Consider the following 16220-nt stretch of genomic DNA (forward strand, 5'->3'; position numbering starts at 1 on the left):
GCCGGCGGGGGGTACCGCGCCGGCTCAGGCGGCGTTGACCCGGGTCAGGCGCCGGGAGCGGATGCTCTCCAGCACCCCGCGGGTGACCTGGGAGGTGCCCCGGGCCTGCTCGCACACCTCGGCCACCCGCTGGGCGGTCTCCTTCGCCCGCCCCTCCCGCTCGTCCCACAGCCGGTCCACCTCGGCCAGCAGCGGGCCCTCCACCTCCCGTTCCACGCCGCGCAGCGCCGGCACCCCGAGCCGCTGGGCCAGGTCGAAGACCTTTCCGGCGTACGGCAGCGGCAGGAACGGCGTGCCCACCATGGCCGCGAAGATCAGGAAGTGCAGCCGCATGCCGACCGCGAGGTCGAAGTGCTTCATCAGCCCCAGGACCTGCCGGGGCGAGTAATCGCCGTGCAGGACCCGGCCCCGCTCGGCGGCGACCATGTGCGACATCACGCCGTGCGAGTGCCGGATGTCGTCGCGTTCCATCGGCACGAACAGCACGTACGCGTCGATCCGGTGCACCAGGAAGTCGCTGATCTGGGCCATCAGCCGGTGGTAGCCGTCCACGTCGAGGCGTTCCGCGGCCCGGCCCGGCTCGCGGACGCTCAACCCGACGAGCCGCTTGCCCGCCGGGACCCCCTCGTCGCGGAGCCAGCTCGTCGGGAAGTCCTCCGGTTCGAGCAGGAACGCCGGGTCGGCGGTGACGGTGATCGGGTTCACCAGGCCGGCCTCCTCGAGCACCATCCGGGACTCCTGGTCCCGCACGGTGACCTCGGTCGCCCCGGCCAGGGTCTCCCGGACCATGCCGGTGTCCACCCCGTCGCTGAGCGGGCCGACCCCCACCGCGTAGGTGAGCAGGGGCAGGCCGCGCTCCTGGGCGACCCGGACCACCCGCAGGTAGCGCCGGGCCTCCCGGTCGTAGAGGATGCCACCGCCGCCCAGGATGAGCAGGTCCAGCTCGCCCAGGGTCACCGACGAGTCGGCCCTGCTGACGCCCTCCCAGGGCACCGCCTCGACGTCCGGGTGGGCCAGGGCGGTGTGCGCCGGGTTGCGGGAGAAGACGATGATCCGGGCGTTCGGCTCCTGGTGCCGCAGGTCGGCCAGGAGTCCGCTGAGGATCGCCTCGTCGCCGAGGTTGCGCCCTCCGTACGAACCGAGCAAACCGATCGTCAGTGCGGCGCCATCCGTCATCCGTCGCTCCTCCCCAGGTGCGTTCGGGCCGGGTTCCCGCTGCGCCGGTGGACATACCTCGGCGCGTGGTCAGCCGGCCGCCGCACCGCCCGGGCGGGACACCAGGGCGGAAACCGCCCGGGCGGTGTCGAAGCCGGCGTCGACCGAGGTGGTGAGCACGCCGCGACGACCCGGTAATCGGCTTGCCCGACGGCGCGCTCGAACCGACCGTGGACGGATGACGAGCGCGACGAAGACCAGGATCGGCTGGACGGACCTGCCCGCCCAGGTCCGGGCCACGATCGAGGAGATCCTCGGGGACCGGGTCGTCGAGGCGGTGTCCCAGCCGGGGGGCTACTCCCCCGGCACCGCCGACCGGGTCCGCACCGCCGGCGGCGGGCGAGCCTTCGTCAAGGCGGTCAGCCCGGCGCAGAACGACCGCAGCCCGCACCTGCACCGCGCCGAGGCGCGGATCGCGGCCGCGCTGCCGCCGTACGCGCCGACGCCCCGGCTGCTGGGCAGCCACGACGACGGCGAGTGGGTGGCCCTGGTCTTCACCGACGTCGCCGGCCGGCACCCGGCCACGCCCTGGCTCGCCACCGAGCTGGCGGCCGTGCTCACCGCCCTGGCGGCCATGGCCGCCGCGCTGACCCCGACGCCGGTCGCGGCGGTGCCCACCGCGGCCGAGCAGCTCGGGTACGACTTCGCCGGCTGGCGGCGGATCGCGACGGACCCAGCAGCCGACCTGCCGCCGTGGGCCCGTGCGCGCCTGCCCGAGCTGTGTGCCGCGGCGGACCGGGGACTCGCCGCGCTGGCCGGCCACACGCTGTGCCATCTGGACGTCCGCGCCGACAACCTGCTGGTCGGCGCGGACGGCACGGTCAGCGTGGTGGACTGGCCGTGGGCCTGTCGGGGGCCGTCCTGGCTGGACACCCTGCTCCTGTTGGTCAACGTGCGGCTGCACGGCGGCCACGACACCGAGGCGCTGCTGCGCGACCTGCCGCTCACCGCCGGGGTGGAGCCGGCCGCGCTGACCGGGGTACTGGCCGGTCTCGCCGGCTTCTTCCTCGACAGCGCCCGGCAGCCGCCGCCGGCCGGCATCCCGACGGTCCGGGCGTTCCAGCGCGCGCAGGGCGAGGCGCTGCTGCCCTGGCTCGCCGAGCGCCTGGGCTGACCGCCGGCGGGGCGGCGGCGGGAAGCTCCGGTGCCGAACGAGACGTCCGATCTCCGCCGGACCGGCGCCGTCACAGCGGCGATGCTCGTCTCATGACGACCACACTGGACGGAAAAGTCGCACTTGTCACCGGGGGCAGCCGGGGCATCGGCGCCGGGATCGCCCTGCGCCTGGCCACCGAGGGCGCCGACGTGGCGCTGACCTACCAGCGGGACGACGACCGGGCCGCGTTGGTGGTGAAGCAGATCGAGGCGCTGGGCCGGCGGGTGCTGGCCGTGCGGGCCGACAGCGCGGACCCGGACGCGGTACGGGCGGCCGTGGACCGGACGGTCGAGGAGCTGGGACGACTCGACATCCTGGTCAACAATGCCGCCGTGTTCCTGGTCGGCCCGGTCGAGCAGCTCGGCCCCGACGAGCTGGAACGGACGCTGGCGGTCAACGTCCGGGCGCCGTACGTGGCCGCGCAGGCAGCGGCCCGGCACATGACCGGCGGCGGCCGGATCATCAACATCGGCAGCAACGTCGCCCGCCGGGCCCCGTTTCCAGGCCTCGCCCTCTACTCGATGAGCAAGACGGCGCTGGTCGGCCTCACCAAGGGGCTCGGCCGGGAGCTGGGCCCGCGGGGCATCACCGTCAACCTGGTGAACCCGGGTCCGACCGACACGGACGCCAACCCGGCGGACGGGCCGAACGCCGCGGCGATCAGCGGCCTCACCGCCCTCGGCCGGTACGCCGTGCCGGCCGAGATCGCCGGCATGGTCGCCCACCTCGCGGGCGTCGACGGCGGCTACGTCACCGGCGCGAGCATCGACGTCGACGGCGGCTTCGCCAGCTGAGCCGCGGACCGCGCGGCGACGGGGGTGCGGGCCGATCGCCCCCACCCCCGCCGGCCCGGACGGCGGGCGCGGACCGGGCGGTCAGGCCGGCGGGCGGACCTCGTGGGTGAGGAAGGGCAGGACGGCGGCGGGCAGCGCCGGTGAGGTGACGATGTCGTAGTGGGTCAGGCCGGGCAGCACGGCCAGCCGCGCGGCCGGCCGGTCCGCGCCGTCCCAGCCGGCGTCCCGGTGGCCGCCGCCGAGCAGGCCGAAGAACTCCGCCATGTGGGTGACCGGGATCGAGTCGGCGTCGGCGAAGACCAGCAGCACCGGCATGGCGAGGGCCGCCACCTCGGCCGACCAGTCGTACTCCTGACGGAGCAGGTCACCGGTCTTGACCCAGAGGGTCGGCCAGTCCTCCGGGCGCGGGGCGACGCGGGTGTACAGCTCGTGCGGCGGGCTGCCACGCATCTGCTCGGCGACCCCCTCGTCCTGCGTGGCCATCGCCGCCAGCACCTCGGGATACCAGCCCTGCCGCTTGCAGGGCGCGGAGACCAGGGCCAGCCGGCGTACGAGGCCCGGATGCTGGATCGCGGTCCGCAGCGCCACCCCGCCGCCGAGGGAGTAGCCGAGCAGGTCCGCCTCGGGCAGGTCGAGGTGCCGGATCAGCGCCGCGATGTCGTCGGCCATCGACTCGAAGCGCAGCGGCCGGTCCACGTCGGCGGTCCGTCCGTGGCCCTGGAGGTCGACCAGGATGACCTGCCGGCGCTCGGCGAGGGCGGCGAGGATCGGGGCGAACATCTCCACCGCGCCGTAGCCGCCGTGCACCAGCACCAGCGGACGGCCCGTGCCGTGGATCTCGTACCAGAGGCGCACCCCGTTGACGTCCGCGTAACTCACCCTCGCTCCTCCATCACTCGCCGACCCGTCGCGCGACCACCGCCGTCCACGGGGCACACCTGATGTAACGCCGAAGACGCCGAAGGCTCACCGGCGCTGGAGCGGACGCCCGGCGATGTGTCAGAGGGTGGACACCTCCGACCGCTGACCGCGCCGGCCCGGCGGCGGGGGACTCCCCACCGCCGGGCCGGCCGGATCATCGCAGCTCGGCGGCGGTGCGGACGTACCGGTGCAGCCGGCCCTCGGCCCGCTCGGACCGCGCGTCGGTGTCGGACCGGCGCAGGCCGGCCTTCTCCAGCACCCGCACCGACGCCCGGTTCCCGGGATCGACGTCGGCCTGCACCCGGTCCACCCCGGGGGCGGTGAGGGCGAAGGCCACCAGGGCCCGGGCCGCCTCGGTGGTGTAGCCCCGGCAGCGCCGGGAGGGGACGACTCCGTAGCCGAACTCGACCGCGCCGTCGGTGGGCGGCCAGAACAGGCCGATGGCGCCGACGGTCAGGCCGGTCTCCCGTTCGATGATCTGCCGGTGGCCGTACTCGTGCAGGGAGTCGGGTTGCCGGGCGAGGCGGCCGGCGATCATGCGGTCACCCTCGGCGGGGAAGCCCTCCGCCCAGTGCGGCGGCCGGTCGCCGGCGACGACGGCGGCGACCTCGTCGGCCGACCACGGGCGCAGGACCAGCCGGTCGGTGATCAGGTCGGACGTACGGAGGGAAAGGTTCTCAACGGACACGCGGATTCTCCTGGTCGTGGAGCGACCCGGGTCGCGCGATCAGCGGACGGCGACCCGGAAAAGGGCATGGCGAGACAGCTCCTGGCGATCCATGGCCTCATCTCCCCTGCGCCCACGTCGGTCGCGTGTGCCGCGCCCCCGCACCTTACCGCCGAGGGCGGATACGGCGCGCCCCCGCTGCCGTCGGGCCGGAGGCAGCGGGGGCGCGTCGGTGCCGGTCAGCTGACGCCGGTGACGGCCTTGACCAGGTTGATGCCGAAGTAGAACACGAACGCGACCGCGACCGCCCACATCAGCGGGTGGATCTGCCGGGCCTTGCCCTGCGCCACCCGGATCGCCACCCAGCTGACGAAGCCGGCGCCGATGCCGTTGGTGATCGAGTAGGTGAACGGCATCAGCGTCATGGTCAGGAACGCCGGGACGGCCACCCCGACGTCCGTGAAGTCGATGTCCTTGACCTGACGGATCATCAGCGCGCCGACGACGACCAGCGCCGGACCGGCGGCCTCGCTGGGCACCAGCGACACCAGCGGGGTGAGCAGCAGCGCGCCGAGGAAGAGCAGACCGGTGACCACGCTGGTCAGACCGGTACGGCCGCCGTCCGCGATGCCCGACGACGACTCCACGTACGTGGTGGCCGAGGAGGCGCTGCCCGCGCCACCGGCGACCGCGGCGACACCGTCGACGAAGAGCACCTTGCCGAGCCGCGGCATGTCGGTGCCGTCGGCGGTCGCCAGGCCGGCCTGCTTGGCCAGGCCCACGGTCGTGCCCATCACGTCGAAGAAGTCGGCGAGGACGAGGGTGAAGACCAGCAGCAGGGCGGTCATCACCCCGACGTGCGCGAACGCCGTGAACGACACGTTGCCGACCAGGTGCAGGTCCGGCGCCTTGATCAGCGGGTCCGGCAGGGTCGGCACGTTGAGCTGCCACCCGGTCGGGTTCGGCTTGCCGTTCACGAACGCCGGGCCCGGCTTGGCCAGCGCGTTGACGATCACGGCGACGACCGTGGTCGCCACGATGCCGATCAGGATGCCGGCCTTCACCTTGCGCGCGACCAGGATGCCGGTGACCAGCAGGCCGACCAGGAAGACGACGGTGGTCCAGCCGCGCAGCGTGCCGTCGCCGCCGAGCTGCACCGGCACGGTCGTGCCGGCGGCGTCCGGCACCCGCCGGACCAGACCGCCGTCGACGAAGCCGATCAGCGCGATGAAGAGACCGATGCCGGCGGCGATGGCCGCCTTCAGCTCGCCGGGGATGGCGCGGAACACGGCCTTCCGGAAGCCGGTCAGCACCAGCACGGTGATGATCACACCCTCGATGACGACCAGGCCCATCGCCTCGGCCCAGGTCATCTGGGAGGCGACGGCGTACGCGACGAAGGCGTTCAGGCCCAGGCCGGTCGCCACCGCGAACGGCACCCGGCCGACGATGCCCATCAGGATGGTCATCACCGCCGCGACGAGGGCGGTGACCCCGGCGACCGGCGCGATGCCGAGCAGGTTGCCGTCGGCGTCCGGCGCGGTGCCGATGATCAGCGGGTTGAGCACGACGATGTAGGCCATCGTCGCGAAGGTGGTGAGCCCGGCGAGCACCTCGCGCTTGATCGTCGAGCCACGCCGGGTGATTTCGAAGAAGCGGTCGAGACGGCCGCGCTCGGCGGGTTCCGTCGGCTCGACCGGGACAGCAGGATCCTGCGTAGTCACGCTCATGGCGTGGCTTACTCCGTTCCGGGTTGGCCCGCCGGACGTGCCGGTCGGGCGAGGGGGTGCAGCCGTCCCGGAGCGGTTGGCCCGGAGAACGTCGGAACGGCTGGGCTGCACGGATCCCGTGAAGCACTACGAAGCCGCATCCCGGTCAGGGAGCGACTTCGCCCCCTCACCTTAACCGCCGGCAAACGCCGGATGACCTGCCCCTACGCGGGGGGCACCGCGTGGGTGGTCAACATCACCGTCAGCCGCGGCGGCGAGCCGGTGGGCCGCCCGGCCCCGACGGACCGCCGCGACACGCGCACGGTATTGACACCCTTACCCACCGCGAGCAGATTCCGGAGTGATCCCGGTCGGTCGCGGCCGGGACGTCCGCGTGGAAGGACGATCGCCATGAACAAGATCAGAGCCACCGGCACGGCCCGGCTCGCCTCGGCGGTGGCGCTGCTCGCGCCGTCGCTCGTCCTCGTGGCCGGGCCCGCGCCGGCGTACGCCGCGGAGACGACCACCCGGATCCTCCGGGCCCCGCTGGAGCTCTCCGTCTTCCTGCCCTGCGCCAACGGCGGCCTCGGCGAGGTCGTCGACCTCGACGGGACGATCTCCGAGCTGTACCACGTGACCGTCGACGAGGCCGGTGGGTTCCACGTCCACCTCGTCGAGACCCAGTCGAGCGTGCAGGGCACCGGTGCCACGACCGGCGACCGGTACGTCAGCACCCGGGTCAACCTCTTCGTCTACCACCAGGGATCCGGGTCGCTGCCGATCACGTCCACCCAGCAGCTGGTGTTCCGGATCGCCGGGGCGGGGCCGGGCAACGACGCCTCGATCCGGATCACCAACCACACCACCGTCAACGCCGACGGCACCGTCACCGTCGCCTTCGACACGTACACCGCAGAGTGCGAACCCACCACGCCCTGACCGGGAGGCGGGCACGATCGCGCGTACGCGGCTGGGTCAGTCCGCGGCCACCGGGCTCGGCGCCGGAACCGGCGCCGGCCCGGGGTGCCAGGCGGCGCGCAGCGGGGAGACCCCGGCCGCCGTCGGTACGTAGGCTGTCCGGTGTGATCAGGTTGGACGGTCGTCATCTGCCTGGTCGTCGCCGCCTGCGCGGGCCTGTCCGTGTCCATCGGCGTCAAGCCCACCCGGGACGTCCCCTGGCTCCGCATCGGACTCGTCGCAGTCGGAATCCTGGCGACCTGCGGCCTCGCCGTCGCTCGGAACTCGGTCTGAGTCGCGTCGGTCCTCCGGACGGCGTCGGCTGGTGGTGCCGGTTGGGGCGCGGCGGGTTCCGGATCTGCGACCCTCGCTCGCAAGCTCTGCGTGACTGGGCGGTGCGCCCTGGCAGGGCAGGGCGCACCGCACTGATCTGACCTAGCCGGCCCGGTCGGCTCCGGACCCGGCCACCGCGTCGGAGGGCGGACCTGCGGCCGGTTCGAAGACGACCCGGGAACGCAACTGCCGGAACCCGGTCCGTTCCAGTTCCGCCAGCACCGCCACCCGGTGGGCGTCCACGTCGGCGATCACCTCCCGGGCGCCGCCGGCGGCCAGCACCCGGACCGCCTCGGCCAGCAGCTCACCCCGCACGGCCGCGTCGCGCAGGCCGAGGTAGGCGACGAGCGGGTAGCAGGCCTGCCCGGCCGTTCCGACCAGGCCGACCGGCTCCCCGGCGTCCAACGCGATGCGCCAGTCCCCGGCCGGGCCGGTCAGCCAGGCCAGCGGGTCGGTGGCCAGGTCGACGCCGCCGACGGCCCGCGCCATCTCCATGCCGGTCAGCACGTCCGGCTCGGCGATCCGGCCGACCAGGGCGTTGATCTCCGTCGCGTCGGCGGCCGGGCGGAAGGTGTACCGCCCGGAGGACGCCGGCAGCGGCGTGCCCGTCCAGGAGCACCTCAGCCGCTCACCGCGCTCGACCAGCCCGGCGAGCCGGGCCGCCGCCATCGGCGCCCTGATCACGGCCAGCACCTCCGGCCGGCGCCGCCAGTGCGCCGGCATTGCGGCGTAGTACAACCGGGGACCGCCGAACGCCTCGTGGGCGGCGCGCAGCAGCGCGGCACCCACCTCCGGCTCGGCGTCCAGGTCGAACCTCTCCAGCCAGTGGGCACCGGCGGCGCCCGGCGGGAGGACCCAGGCCGCCCGGCCGACCACCCGGCCGGCGCGGATGGCGACCCAGGTGTTCTCGGGCCGGTAGCCGCCACCGGCGAGCCCGTCGGCGTAACCGACCTGGCGCAGTTGGGGCAGCGGATCGGGCATGGACTCGAACAGATCTTCCTCGCCCGCGACGAGCGGACGGATGACCAGATCGGTCATGGATTGAGCCTCCGGAAAGCGAGCGCCCCGGGGTCAGATCCGCGCGGACGCCGGAGCGCGGAAGGGGCGCAGAACATCGGACATTGTTCTGACCTCCTCCCAGCTCGACGGCGTGCCCCCGGAAACCTACTCAACGCACCCGGCCGCCGCAACATGATTTACCGCGGGACCGCGCCGTCATTGTCGTCCTGGCCGCGACGGTACGTGTCGGGACGCTGGCCACCGCTGCCGAGCACGCCTAGCGAAAGCCAAGCTGGCGCGCCAGATCCTGCTGGGCCGACACCAGCTCAGCCAACGGGATGGCCTTCCGGGACATTGCAGAGAGGTCCTTGCCTTCCCTGGTCCACGGCGGCGGCCACGCGCTGGTCCCCTGATCGAGCGCGACGCTGGCCACCTCTGTCGCCCACCCCGGCCAGCGCAGGGCCGCATAGAACTGAGTCACCGCACCGGCGAGCATCGCGTGCAGCCAGTCGCCAAACCCAAGCTCAAGATCCTGCCAAGCCAGGCGGCTCCAGGGTCAAGGGCGTGAATGTCGGTCACCCGCCCTCCCCAGGCGGGATAGGGCTCAAGCGGGTTTTGCCTGGTCAGGTGCTGGTGGGCGCGGCAGGTTTCGAACCTGCGACCCCCCGCTTGTAAGGCGGGTGCTCTCCCACTGAGCTACGCGCCCGGAACGCCCGTTACGGCGGGCCGGTGGCTGGCAAGCTTACCTGCCGGTCATCGGCCCGGTCGAACGGTATGCCCGGTTCTGGGATCAGGCGGCGGCGGTCTCGGCGAGCGCCTTGCGCCAGCCCTCCTGGTCGCGCGCCTCGCCCGGCATGTTCATCTCGGCGAACCGGACCACGCCGGCCTTGTCGATCACGAAGGTGCCCCGGTTGGCGATGCCCGCGACGTCGTTGAAGACGCCGTACGCCTGGGCCACCGCGCCGTGCGGCCAGAAGTCGGCCAGCAGCGGGAACTGGTAGCCCTCCCGGTCGGCCCAGATCTTGTGGGCGTAGACCGAGTCGACACTGACGGTCAGCACCTGGACGTCGTCGTTGACGTACTCGTTGAGGTTGTCCCGCACCTCGCACAGCTCGCCCTGGCAGATGCCGGTGAAGGCGAGCGGGTAGAAGACCAGCAGCACGGTGCGCTTGCCCCGGAAGTCGGAGAGCCGCACCTCCTGGTTGTTCTGGTCCTTCAGCACGAAGTCCGGCGCCTCGGCGCCAACCTCGATGGTCATGCGAGCTCCTCGGGGTCGAGTCTGGAGACGATCAGCCTGCCACACCCGGCGGCGCAGGCCGCCGGGGCGTACAGGGTCGGCTACTTCTTCGCCTTGGACCCGCGCCGGAGCACCAGGCGGGCGCCGCTCCAGTCGCGGCCCGCGTTGATGGTGGAGGTCTGCTGGAGGCCGGCGGTCTGCGCGCTCTCCGCGACCTCGCTCGGCTCGACGTGGCCGTCCCGCCCGGCCTTGGGCGTCAGGAGCCACACCACCCCGTTGTCGGCCAGCGGCCCGAGGGCGTCGACGAGGAGCTCGAAGAGGTCACCGTCGCCGTCGCGGTACCAGACGAGCACCGAGTCGACCACCTCGTCGGTGTCCTCGTCGACCAGCTCTCCACAGCGGTCGGTCAGGGCGTCCCGGAGATCCTGGTCGACGTCGTCGTCGTACCCCATCTCCATGACGACCATCCCCGGCTCGATCCCGAACCGGTCCGCCAGGCTGCGTACCCCGTCGGCGGCCTGACCAGCGGTCGCGCTCACTGTCGCGTGCCTCCTCATCTCATCCCTGCTCGCGGCGTCGTACGACACCGTCGAGCCAAGTCCACACAGTTGTGGCTCCCCGCGCAAGTGGCGCACCGGGTGGAACGGAATTTACCGTGCCAGCAGCGTACGGGCACCCTGGGTAATGGCTTCCTCCGAGACCAGAACCTGACGCGCCGGCGGACCTAATGGTACAAACGAGTCGACTCCCGCCACCCGCCGCGCCGCGCCCACGTAGCCGGCGTCGACCAGCGCGGCGATCACCCCCTCGCCCACCCCGCCCGACCGACGGGTCTCGTCGACGACCAGTACCCGGCCGGTCGCCGAGGCCTCCCGGATGATGTCCGCCACCGGCAGCGGCGCGAGCCAGCGCAGGTCCACCACCCGGCTGCCGATCCCCTCGTCGGCGAGGGTGGCCGCCGCCCGCAGCGACATCCGCACCCCGTTACCGAAGGTGATGATCGTGACGTCCTCGGCGGAACCGACCCCGTACACCCGGGCCCGGCCGACCGGGACGTGGCCCGCCGCCCAGGCGCCCGGTTCGGCGTACTCGCCCAGCCACTCGCCGTCGCCGTCGGTGTACAGGTCCCGGGTGTGGTAGAGCGCGATCGGCTCCAGGAAGACGCAGACGCTGCCGTCCACCGCCGCGGCGGCCAGGCAGGTCCGCAGCATGGGCGCGGCGTCGTCCGGCCGCGCCGGCACCGCGATCACCAGGCCGGGCACGTCCCGCAGTACGGCCACCGAGTTGTCGTTGTGGAAGTGCCCGCCGAACCCCTCCTGGTACGCCAGCCCGGCGACCCGCACCACCATCGGGTTGCGGAACGCCCCGCCGGAGAAGAACTGCATGGTGGCCGCCTCGCCACGCAGCTGGTCCTCGGCGTTGTGCAGGTACGCCAGGTACTGGATCTCGGGCACCGGCAGCATCCCGGCGATCCCGGCGCCCAGGCCGAGTCCGAGGATCGAGGTCTCGTCGAGGAGCGTGTCGAAGACCCGGGCCGCCCCGAACCTGTCCCGCAGCCCCTTCGTCACCCCGTACACCCCGCCCTTGGCGGCGACGTCCTCGCCGAAGACGGCCATTCCGGGGTGGTCCAGCATCCCGTCGGCGAGCGCCGCGTTGATGCTCTGCGCCAGGGTGAGCGGGCCGGCAAGCTCCGGCGGCTTGCCGCCGAACGCCTCGGCGCGCGCGCCCGCGTTCGGGCCGGCCGCCCGGGCCCCTGCCTCGGCCACGGCCCGGGAGATCCGTACCGGCCGGCGCGGGGCCAGCGCCGCCACCACCTCGGCCGGGGAGGCGAGCTTCGGCTCGTCGAGCACCTCCTCGGCCAGCCGGCGGACCTGCCAGCCCCGCTCGTCGTACCGGGCCAGCAGCTCCTCGCCGGTGGCGAAACCCCCCTCGACCAGCAGCCGCGCGGTGGCCAGCAGCGGGTCCCGCTCCGCGTCGGCGGCGATCTCCGCCGCGCTCCGGTACGCGGTCTCCGCGTCCGCCCCGGCGTGCCCCATCAGCCGTACGGTGGTCAGGTGCAGCACGGCGGGCCGCCGGTGCCGCCGCACCCAGGCCGCCGCCTCCCCCGCCACCCGGTACGCCTCGACCGGGTCGGTGCCGTCCGCGGCGAAGTAACGGATCCCCGGCTTCGCGCGCAGCGTCGCCGCCACCCAGCCCTGTGGGGAGCGGACGCTGATGCCGAGGCCGTTGTCCTCGCAGACGAAGAGGACCGGGATGCGCAGGCCGGTGTGGTCGTACCAGCCGGCGGTGTTGAACGCGGCGGTGGCGCTGGCGTGGTTGACCGAGGCGTCGCCGAACGAGCAGACCACGATCGCGTCCGGCGGCCACGGGGAGCCGACCGTCTCGCCCGTCGACGCCGCGGACCCGACCCGCCGTCCGCCGCCGACCCGGCGCTGCCGCTCCAGGGCCAGCCCCATGCCGACGGCCCGGGGCAGGTGCGAGGCGATGGTGGAGGTGGTGGGGATGACGGCCAGGTCGGCCCGGCCGAACACCTTGTGCCGGCCGCCGGCGATCGGCTCCCGGGCCGACGCGACCATCCCCCGCAGCACGTCCCGCGCCGCCTCGGCGTACGCGTCCTCGCCGACGGTGGCAGGGGCGCCGACCACCGCCTCGCCGGTGGCGTCGACCGCGACCCCGGCGACCAGCGGCACGGCGGCCACCTCGACGGGCTCGGCGTCCCGGCCATGGTCCGGTGCCGCGGTCCCGGGCGGCGGCTCGACGGCCGCCGCCGCCGACCGCCCGGGGTCGGCCCCGGCCCGGTCGGAGTCGTCCGTCTCGGCCGCGCCGGACTCGTCCGGGCCGTCCGCCTCGGCCGCGCCGGGCCGGTTCGGGTCGTCCGCCTCGGCCGCGCCGGGCCGGTCCGGGTCGGGGAGCTTGTCCCGCTCCGCGGTCTCCGGGGCCGGCCGGGCGGCGGTCGACCCGATCTCGTCGTCGGCGGGCGACCCGACCCGGTCCAGCGGGCCGACGTCGTCGGACTGCCCGCCGGGACCGGTCCCTGAGGAGTCGGCGGCGCCGTCGCCGGCCGGGAAGGTCCCGGCGGCCTGGGCGGCCCGGACGCAGTAGAAGGCGCCGGAGCGGTAGTGCAGGAGGGCGGGGTCGGTGGGCCGGAGGGCGGCGGCCACCACCGCGTTGCCCTCGTGACCGGCGGAGCCGATGGTGTAGAAGCCCTCACCGAAGCTGCGCAGCCAGCGTCCGGCGAGGTCCAGCAGTCGACTGGTGAACTGGGCGTCGAGGAGCGCCAGCGCCTGCGCTCCGGTCAGTGGCGCGCCTTCGGTGAGCGGCTCGTCGAGGTCACGTCGCCGGGCGGGCACGCCGAGCGCGCCCAGGGCCTCCCGGAACCGGTCGTCGAGATCTTGCGGGGTGGTCACGTCGGACAGCATTACCGACGAAGGGGCGCCGCGCCCACTCGGACACGATCCGCCCGCCGGGCGTCACTCAGTGCCGCACTGCTCCGGGCAGCCGCCGTCGGAGACCTTCCAGACCAGCTCACGAAGGGCGGCCAGCTCGCCGGTGGTGAGCCCGCCGAGCAGTCGCGAATCGGACATCACCTGGTGCACCCGGTCCCGCATCCGTCGGCCGGCGTCGGTCACCACCAGCGTCTTCTGCCGCCGGTCGGCGGGGTCGACCCGCCGCTCCACCAGGCCGGCCTGCTCCAGCTTGTCGACCAGGCCGGTGACGTTGGAGCGGTCGCAGCGCAGCTGCTCGGCGAGGTCCCGGGCGGGCAGCGGCCGGTCCGGGTCCAGCTCGTGCAGCGCCCGGGCGACGGCCGGGGTGAGACCCAGCTCGGAGATCTCCTCGTCCTGGTAGTGCCGGATCGCGGAGGCGATGTGCATGATCCGGCGCACCGCGTCCCCGGCCGGGCCGGAGCGGTCGCCCGCGTCGGGGCCGGCGGTGGGAACGGTGGGTTGCGCCATGCCTCACATGCTACTTGTCAATCCAATAGTTGATTAGCTCTGCTATTGAGCAGCTCACGCAATTGCGTCGGGCGTTCGTCCCCAGGGACGAGACCACGGAGACCCTCCTCCGCGCGCTCCTCGGCGCCCTCGTCACCAAGATCCGCGTAACCACTCTCGCCCCCACCACCCCCTGACCCGCACCTCACCCCGCCCACCCCGCCCGCCAGTCCGTTGATCATGAGGTTGTTGCTCCGACACGCCGCGGTCGCCGACAACAACTTCATGATCGACCGGGCTGGGTGGGGTGGGAGCGGACGCTGGCCAACTACCGGCAACGCCACGCCCAGTACAAGACCGACGCCGACCTGCGGGCCGCGCACGCGGTCGCGCCCTGGGTGGTGGTCTTCGACGACCACGAGGTGGAGAACAACTGGGCCGACGAGGTGCCCGAGGCAGCCGACCCGGACTTCCTCGCCCGGCGGGCGGCGGCGTTCCAGGCGTACTACGAGAACATGCCGCTGCGGCGGACCTCGATCCCGCGCGGCATCGACATGCAGCTCTACCGGCGGGTCCGCTGGGGCCGGCTGGCCACCTTCCACATGCTCGACACCCGGCAGTACCGGGACGACCAGGCCTGCGGCGACGTCTACCGCAACTGCGCGGCGGCGTCCGACCCGGCCCGGTCGATCATCGGGGCGGAGCAGGAGGCGTGGCTGCTGGACGGCTTCCGCCGCTCCGAGGCCCGCTGGGACATCCTCGGCCAGCAGGTCTTCTTCGCGCAGCGGGACAACAACGCCGGCCCGCTGACGGTGACCAGCATGGACGCCTGGGGACGGGTACGTCGGCTCCGGGGACCGGATCACCCGGGGCTGGGTGGCCGCCGGGGTGCGCAACCCGGTGGTGCTCACCGGCGACGTGCACGCGCACTGGGCCAGCGACCTCAAGCTGGACTACGCCGACCCGACCTCGCGCACGGTCGGCAGCGAGCTGGTCTGCTCCTCGATCACCTCGGGCGGCGACGGCGCCGACTCGGCCTCCGGCTCGCACCCGTGGCTGAAGATCAACCCGCACCTGCGCTTCCAGAACAACCTGCGCGGATACGTCCGCACGACGATCACCCCGGAACAACTCGCCGCCGACTTCGTAGTGCTGCCGTACGTCAGCCGGCCGGACGCTCCGGCGTACACCCGGGCGTCGTTCGTGATCGAGGACCGGGTGCCCGGCCTGCACCAGACGTACGACCACCCGCCGGCCCCGACCGCCCGCTCGCTCAGCACCGAGGCGGACGGCGACGCGGGCCGGGACACGGTCGAGGCGGAGACCGCACGGCCCTGACCGGCCCGACCGGACCGGTCAACACCACCGCGGAAAGGTCGGGGTGTGCCGAGCACCGGACACCCCGACCTGCCGTACCGGGCCCGTCAGCCCGGGAGGCCCGTCAGCCCGGGAGGAAGGAGAAGCGGACCTTCCGGCCGGGGTTGTCGCCGTTGGTGTCGACCAGGCAGATCGACTGCCAGGTGCCGAGCGCCAGCCGCCCGTCGACCACCGGCAGGGTCGCGTACGGGGGGACGAACGCCGGGAGCACGTGATCGCGCCCGTGACCGGGTGAGCCGTGCCGGTGCCGCCAGCGGTCGTCGGCGGGGAGCAGGTCGTCGATCGCCCGCAGCAGGTCGTCGTCGGAGCCGGACCCGGTCTCGATGACCGCCAGCCCCGCGGTGGCGTGCGGCACGAAGACGTGCAGCAGGCCGTCGCCCTGACCGGAGACGAACCGCTCGGCCTCGGCGGTGATGTCCCGGACGGTCGGCCGGGACCCGGTCTGGACGGTGATCACCTCACTGCGCATACGGCGCATTCTGCCGCAGCGGCTCAGGAACCGCCGCCGCTCCCGCCACAGTCGCCACCGCCACCGCCACCCCAATCGCCCCCGCCACCACCGTCGGCGGGCGACTGTTGCCCACCCGCTCCGCCGTCGGGTGCCGGCAGGTACGGCAGGTACGCGCCGTCGCCCTGGTGCTCCCGGTAACCGGGCGGGAACCGGCGCGCGTCGCGGATCAGCCCCACGCCCAGCAGCACCAGCAGCCCGCCGACGACGACGCCGAGCAACGGAAGCCGGAGCGGGTCGAGCACTCCCCTGCCTCCGCGCGCCATGACTGCTACCGCGGCCGCCAGGAGGGCCACGCCCACGGCCGCCATCGCCCCGCCCACCAGGACCGGTCGCCGCCGCATGCCGGCAGGGTAGCCCCCGGTGGCGAGCGGCAGGTTCCTAGCGCACTCGGCGATCGCGCAAAGTTACTGGT

The 16220-nt window shown here is 73.7% G+C and carries 16 protein-coding genes, 1 tRNA gene and 1 pseudogene; 5 read left to right on the plus strand and 13 right to left on the minus strand.

Features of this window, described 5'->3' with window-relative positions; all coding sequences use genetic code 11:
• Positions 1–24 precede the first annotated feature (24 nt).
• Entirely contained in the window at positions 25–1176 is a 1152-nt protein-coding gene (locus EV384_RS30415) for a polysaccharide pyruvyl transferase family protein (RefSeq protein WP_130338760.1), read from the minus strand.
• Between the two features lie 217 nt (positions 1177–1393).
• Here EV384_RS30415 and EV384_RS30420 point away from each other — a divergent pair, with 217 nt between their 5' ends.
• Positions 1394–2329 (plus strand): phosphotransferase, encoded by a 936-nt coding sequence (locus tag EV384_RS30420; RefSeq protein ID WP_130338762.1) that lies wholly within the window; start codon positions 1394–1396, stop codon positions 2327–2329.
• A 92-nt stretch (positions 2330–2421) separates the two neighbouring features.
• Positions 2422–3165, plus strand: coding sequence for a 3-oxoacyl-ACP reductase family protein (locus EV384_RS30425; protein WP_130338764.1), 744 nt, complete (start codon positions 2422–2424; stop codon positions 3163–3165).
• Between the two features lie 81 nt (positions 3166–3246).
• Here the strand turns inward: EV384_RS30425 and EV384_RS30430 are convergent, their stop codons facing one another.
• From EV384_RS30430 to EV384_RS30440, 3 genes are all read right to left on the minus strand, one after another.
• Positions 3247–4044: an alpha/beta fold hydrolase gene (locus EV384_RS30430; protein WP_130338766.1), complete on the minus strand. Its 798-nt coding sequence runs from the start codon at positions 4042–4044 to the stop codon at positions 3247–3249.
• A 196-nt stretch (positions 4045–4240) separates the two neighbouring features.
• Positions 4241–4774 carry a GNAT family N-acetyltransferase gene (locus tag EV384_RS30435; RefSeq protein WP_130338768.1) on the minus strand — a complete coding sequence of 178 codons (534 nt, stop codon included), beginning with the start codon at positions 4772–4774 and terminating at the stop codon, positions 4241–4243.
• Positions 4775–4992: 218 nt separating this feature from the next.
• Positions 4993–6483 (minus strand): NCS2 family permease, encoded by a 1491-nt coding sequence (locus EV384_RS30440; RefSeq protein ID WP_130338769.1) that lies wholly within the window; start codon positions 6481–6483, stop codon positions 4993–4995.
• Positions 6484–6873: 390 nt separating this feature from the next.
• Between EV384_RS30440 and EV384_RS30445 the strand changes: the two genes are divergently transcribed.
• Positions 6874–7401 carry a hypothetical protein gene (locus tag EV384_RS30445; RefSeq protein WP_130338771.1) on the plus strand — a complete coding sequence of 176 codons (528 nt, stop codon included), beginning with the start codon at positions 6874–6876 and terminating at the stop codon, positions 7399–7401.
• 453 nt (positions 7402–7854) lie between these two features.
• On the opposite strand, the gene EV384_RS30450 is transcribed toward EV384_RS30445, so the two are convergent.
• The 7 genes from EV384_RS30450 to EV384_RS30480 form a co-directional block, all read right to left on the minus strand.
• The gene (locus EV384_RS30450) at positions 7855–8790 is read right to left on the minus strand and encodes an acetyltransferase (RefSeq protein WP_130338773.1); all 936 of its coding nucleotides are present in this window, start codon (positions 8788–8790) and stop codon (positions 7855–7857) included.
• A 238-nt stretch (positions 8791–9028) separates the two neighbouring features.
• Positions 9029–9295 carry a DUF2625 family protein gene (locus EV384_RS30455; protein ID WP_130338775.1) on the minus strand — a complete coding sequence of 89 codons (267 nt, stop codon included), beginning with the start codon at positions 9293–9295 and terminating at the stop codon, positions 9029–9031.
• 87 nt (positions 9296–9382) lie between these two features.
• A tRNA-Val gene (locus EV384_RS30460) sits at positions 9383–9457 on the minus strand.
• Positions 9458–9541: 84 nt separating this feature from the next.
• Positions 9542–10009 (minus strand): peroxiredoxin, encoded by a 468-nt coding sequence (locus tag EV384_RS30465; RefSeq protein ID WP_130338777.1) that lies wholly within the window; start codon positions 10007–10009, stop codon positions 9542–9544.
• An 80-nt stretch (positions 10010–10089) separates the two neighbouring features.
• On the minus strand, positions 10090–10527 hold the full coding sequence (locus tag EV384_RS30470) for a DUF3052 domain-containing protein (RefSeq protein ID WP_089013166.1): 438 nt from the start codon (positions 10525–10527) through the stop codon (positions 10090–10092).
• A gap of 111 nt (positions 10528–10638) precedes the next feature.
• Positions 10639–13407, minus strand: a complete 2769-nt coding sequence (locus EV384_RS30475; RefSeq protein ID WP_130338779.1) for a thiamine pyrophosphate-dependent enzyme — start codon at positions 13405–13407, stop codon at positions 10639–10641.
• Between the two features lie 51 nt (positions 13408–13458).
• The gene (locus EV384_RS30480; RefSeq protein ID WP_130338781.1) at positions 13459–13941 is read right to left on the minus strand and encodes a MarR family winged helix-turn-helix transcriptional regulator; all 483 of its coding nucleotides are present in this window, start codon (positions 13939–13941) and stop codon (positions 13459–13461) included.
• Positions 13942–14222: 281 nt separating this feature from the next.
• Between EV384_RS30480 and EV384_RS36955 the strand changes: the two are divergent.
• Positions 14223–14693: pseudogene (locus tag EV384_RS36955) on the plus strand (alkaline phosphatase D family protein); the annotation flags it as partial.
• Between the two features lie 103 nt (positions 14694–14796).
• Positions 14797–15258 carry an alkaline phosphatase D family protein gene (locus EV384_RS36960; protein WP_278045656.1) on the plus strand — a complete coding sequence of 154 codons (462 nt, stop codon included), beginning with the start codon at positions 14797–14799 and terminating at the stop codon, positions 15256–15258.
• A 103-nt stretch (positions 15259–15361) separates the two neighbouring features.
• Here EV384_RS36960 and EV384_RS30490 read toward each other — a convergent pair whose 3' ends face one another.
• Both EV384_RS30490 and EV384_RS30495 read right to left on the minus strand, forming a co-directional pair.
• Positions 15362–15766 (minus strand): YjbQ family protein, encoded by a 405-nt coding sequence (locus EV384_RS30490; RefSeq protein WP_207232517.1) that lies wholly within the window; start codon positions 15764–15766, stop codon positions 15362–15364.
• Positions 15767–15789: 23 nt separating this feature from the next.
• Entirely contained in the window at positions 15790–16149 is a 360-nt protein-coding gene (locus EV384_RS30495; protein WP_130338785.1) for a hypothetical protein, read from the minus strand.
• Positions 16150–16220 lie beyond the last annotated feature (71 nt).

Source organism: Micromonospora kangleipakensis, assembly GCF_004217615.1.
GTDB classification, from domain to species: domain Bacteria; phylum Actinomycetota; class Actinomycetes; order Mycobacteriales; family Micromonosporaceae; genus Micromonospora; species Micromonospora kangleipakensis.